At 35.4% G+C, this 3,838-nt stretch carries 6 protein-coding genes; all 6 read left to right on the forward strand.

Features of this window, described 5'->3' with window-relative positions; genetic code table 11:
- Positions 1-639 (forward strand): group II intron maturase-specific domain-containing protein (locus PX700_RS21640; protein ID WP_479521908.1); only part of this gene is annotated, 639 nt, incomplete at its 5' end.
- 302 nt (positions 640-941) lie between these two features.
- Positions 942-1,262, forward strand: coding sequence for a hypothetical protein (locus PX700_RS21645; RefSeq protein WP_446701215.1), 321 nt, complete (start codon positions 942-944; stop codon positions 1,260-1,262).
- 297 nt (positions 1,263-1,559) lie between these two features.
- A complete protein-coding gene (locus PX700_RS21650; RefSeq protein ID WP_446701214.1) occupies positions 1,560-1,880 on the forward strand; it encodes a type II toxin-antitoxin system RelE/ParE family toxin in 321 nt (106 codons plus the stop codon).
- Positions 1,877-2,152, forward strand: a complete 276-nt coding sequence (locus tag PX700_RS21655; protein ID WP_446701213.1) for a helix-turn-helix domain-containing protein — start codon at positions 1,877-1,879, stop codon at positions 2,150-2,152. Before PX700_RS21650 ends, PX700_RS21655 begins: the two co-directional genes overlap by 4 nt.
- Positions 2,153-2,293: 141 nt before the next feature.
- A complete protein-coding gene (locus PX700_RS21660) occupies positions 2,294-2,422 on the forward strand; it encodes a hypothetical protein (protein ID WP_255458503.1) in 129 nt (42 codons plus the stop codon).
- 346 nt (positions 2,423-2,768) lie between these two features.
- A complete protein-coding gene (locus tag PX700_RS21665) occupies positions 2,769-3,776 on the forward strand; it encodes a glycosyltransferase family 9 protein (RefSeq protein WP_479521909.1) in 1,008 nt (335 codons plus the stop codon).
- The last annotated feature ends 62 nt before the right edge of the window (positions 3,777-3,838 follow it).

Genomic DNA, 3,838 nt, shown 5'->3' on the forward strand with positions numbered 1-3,838 from the left:
TTTGATCAACAAATGATGAAAAGAAATCATCGCATAGTTCGTTATGCTGATGATATTTTGATTTTATGTTGCTCAAAAAAGGCGGCGGAAAATGCTTATGCAACGGCAGCAAAAATCCTAGAGGGCGATCTCATGTTGGTAATCAACAAAGAGAAGAGCCACATAGCACACAGTGATGAAGGTATTAAGTTTTTAGGGGTAGAAATAAAGAGTAGATATACTCAAATTCAATCTAAGAAACTGGCGACCTTCAAAGACAACGTTCGCGATTTAACTCGAAGAAATGGCGGTAAGCCATTATTAAAGGTAATCAAAGAGCTGAATCCACTGTTGCGCGGATTTAGCCAATACTTTCGGATAGCCAATGCTAATAAGCAGTTTAAAGCATTAGCAGGTTGGATCAGAAGGCGGCTTCGTAGCATTCAGTTGAGGCTGTGGAAGAAGCCAGCAAGGCTTCACCGCCGGCTAAAACAGCATGGTTACAAACCGCCTTTTAAGTATATCAATATGCGAGTCTGGAACTCCTCGAAGAGCCCACTCGCGAGCTATGCAATGCCAAATCAATGGTTTACAGAATTAGGGTTATTTAACCTTGAAACGGTAATGGTTGGGAAAGTGTTCACATACGAATATAAGTAAGCAGGAGCCGTGTACGAGGTCCGTACGCACGGTTCTGTGAGAGGGATGAGGCGGTAACGCCTCACCCTACTCGATGATCATGCTCACGCTTTAATTCAAATTTTAAGAAAACGAATCATAAATTCATTGTCATGTGCTAGTTGGGTGAAGCTCAATACCTACTAGTTGATACTTTCATTGATAGTTACCTTTAAATTGTTATTTTCATTCCAAAATGTGAATTTAAAAGATTACCTTATTCTAATAAATAGGTATTTATTACATATGTTTTACATTTCAGTGTTGTTGTATGAGGTTTGCATATGTCAAAGCATAGTTTTCAACTTACGTACTCTGTATACCCATTACATGAGAACGAAGGATCAAAAGAATCAGCAGATAAAGCTCGATATTTAATTAGAAATATAAAAGGGTGGGAAATGCTAGATAAAATAGAGACAACTCTTGTGGGAGAGCTGTTTCTTGATAGTTTGCATATATCTAAAAAAAGAGAAGATGCAGAAGACATTGTGGATTCAGTTATTCGTGATGTATTACACGACAATGGTGTCTTTCATGATGTGAAACTTTACGGTAGTTTAATGGTTGATGGCTTAGGTGAGCATATAACCTTTAAATTGTGAGTTCTTGCGTTTATAAGGTTAATATTTACACAAAGGTCGCTTAAAATTAGCGACCTTTTTCTTAGTTGGTGATCACGCTTTCATTCAAATATCGCCAAAATGAGTCATAACTTCATTGTCATGTGACATTAAGGCATACTCTAATGTCATACCCGCAAACGGAGTGGTATTCTAAAAAATACTTGATAGATCTGCTTTTAAGTTTATTCACATCTATTATTCACCTCCCTTTTGATTTTATAAGGTGAATGGTTGTAAAGTAAGCTATCATATATGATACATATCGGTAATTATAGAATGGCTTGGAAAATTGAATTTTACTCAGGGGTTGAGGACGACATATTATCAATGCCACCTAAAATTCAAGCTCGTATGATTAAATTACTCGAATTAATTGAGTTACATGGAGCAAATCTTGGCTCTCCACATACAGAGTCAATGGGTGACGGTCTTTTTGAAATAAGAGCAAAGGCTAAAGAAGGTATAGGTAGAGGACTGTTTTGTTATTTAAAAGGACAACATGTTTACGTATTAAGAGCTTTCGTGAAAAAGTCAAATAAGACACCAAAAAAAGAAATAGATCTGGCCAGAGATAGAATGAAAGAGGTGAAGCTATGAGTTTATCCGCATTAAAAAAGAGTGCCTTTCAAAACCTAGAAGTAAAGAAAGCTTATGATGATTTAGATTCTGAGTTTGATTTGATCAGCTCTTTGATAACAATGAGAGAGAAATCAGGGCTAACTCAAAATGAAATCGCTAAGATAATGGGCACAAAAGCTCCAAATATTTCTCGATTAGAATCAGGACGCTCAAACCCTAGTCTTAAAACTTTAATTAATTATGCTCAAGCATGTGGGTTTAAACTAGATCTTGGTTTCAAGCACGCTTGACTAGTTATAAATAACGAAAACCAAGCATAACACTTTGTTGGTATGTTTATTTTGACATGGTGGTTGAATACACAGTGCTTTGTCCATATATCTTTAATAGAGGATTTCCCTCTTAGAAACTAAAATTTAAGGGTAATTATTATGAGTCTTAAGCCCGGTCCAAAACCAATTGCTAAATCAACAGGTAAACTTGACCAACGTCGACGTGACAATAAAGATACTCCGGGAAACAGCTCTGGTTTAAAACCGAGTAAATCTTCAGGAAAATAATAACATTTGTTTAATTCAACAAACGTTATAGGAATTGAAAAGGTCGTCTAAATTGGCGACCTTTCTTTTAGTTCGCGATCACATTTTAATTCAAATTTCACGAAAATTAGGCATAACTCTATTGTCATATGGCAGTAGGGGACACCCTAATGTCACCATTGACAGGTCGTTTGAGATTTTTGTCAATAACTACGCAAATTAGAATAAATACCTCTTTAATGATTAGTTTGTTCATAAGTAATTCACATATCTCTGTATATACTCTGCTTCTTTTTCCTTATTGATTGATTTGATGATTAGACTGAAAAATGCTTTACGTAATTTTGACCGTAAGCGAAGAGAGAAAATGGCTGTATTGGAGCCTATGTTATATGGTGTGTTTAGAAACGATAAGCAGAGAGAAAGTGATTTATTAAAGAAAGAGGTGGTTAAGAGTATTTTAATTATTAGAAATAATAAGCGTATTGGAAATATGTATTTCTTAATCCCTTTCGTTAAGCAGATGAGAGCGAGTTATCCAGATGCCCACATTACGTTAATGCTAAATCAACCGTGGCAACGTGACGTTTTTTCTAATATGGGTATTGATGACTTTGTTTTTTCTTATTTTTCAACGAAAGGGCTGTTTTCTTTTGTTCGCTCAATGAGAATGCTAAGAAAAAAAACATATGATCTAGCTGTGCTGCCTTATTCTTCCGTTGAAGATACAATGATATGTTCAATGTTGAGTGCTAAAAATAAAGTGGCAGCTTTTAATCCTCGCAGAAACGCAGCTTTTACTCATACATTTAGAAAAAATGATGAACGTATGCATGCGGCATTAAGTTGTCTTTATCTTATTCCTCTCATGGGAAATGATGCAAACTTATCGATTTGTCATCACATAGAGCTTACTCAAAAAAAGCTTAATGATGGTGTTGTTGCAAAGAACAATATTTATCAAGGTAATAAGTTATGTATCGCCTATTTTAGGGGGGCGCGAGGAGATAAGTATCTATCTGATGCAATTTGGTTAAGTATTCTTAATCAATTTGAGAATGGTTCAAGTGATAATATTCAGTGGGTTGAAATACTAAGCCCTGATATTACAACGCCATTAAAAGCAGGAACGTTAACGTTTAGCTCTAATGATATGCGTCACCTTGCTAGTTGTTTAAAAAATATGGATGCTTTTATCTGCTGTGATACTGGGCCGTTACATCTTGCTGATGCAGCTGGTGTAAATTGTATTGGACTATTTAATAAAACAAATCCAACCGTTTTTGGTGTTTTGGGTAATAATTCAATAAATGTTGAGGATATTGTTAATTTTGATGCAAAAGAAATTTTAAGTGATATTGGTTTAGCTCATTAATGCATAAATAGCCTTATAAGATTGCGTCTGCCCACTACGCAGTGGTAATCGAGGTGTGTAAA

This window comes from Pseudoalteromonas sp. TP27 (genome assembly GCF_056470645.1).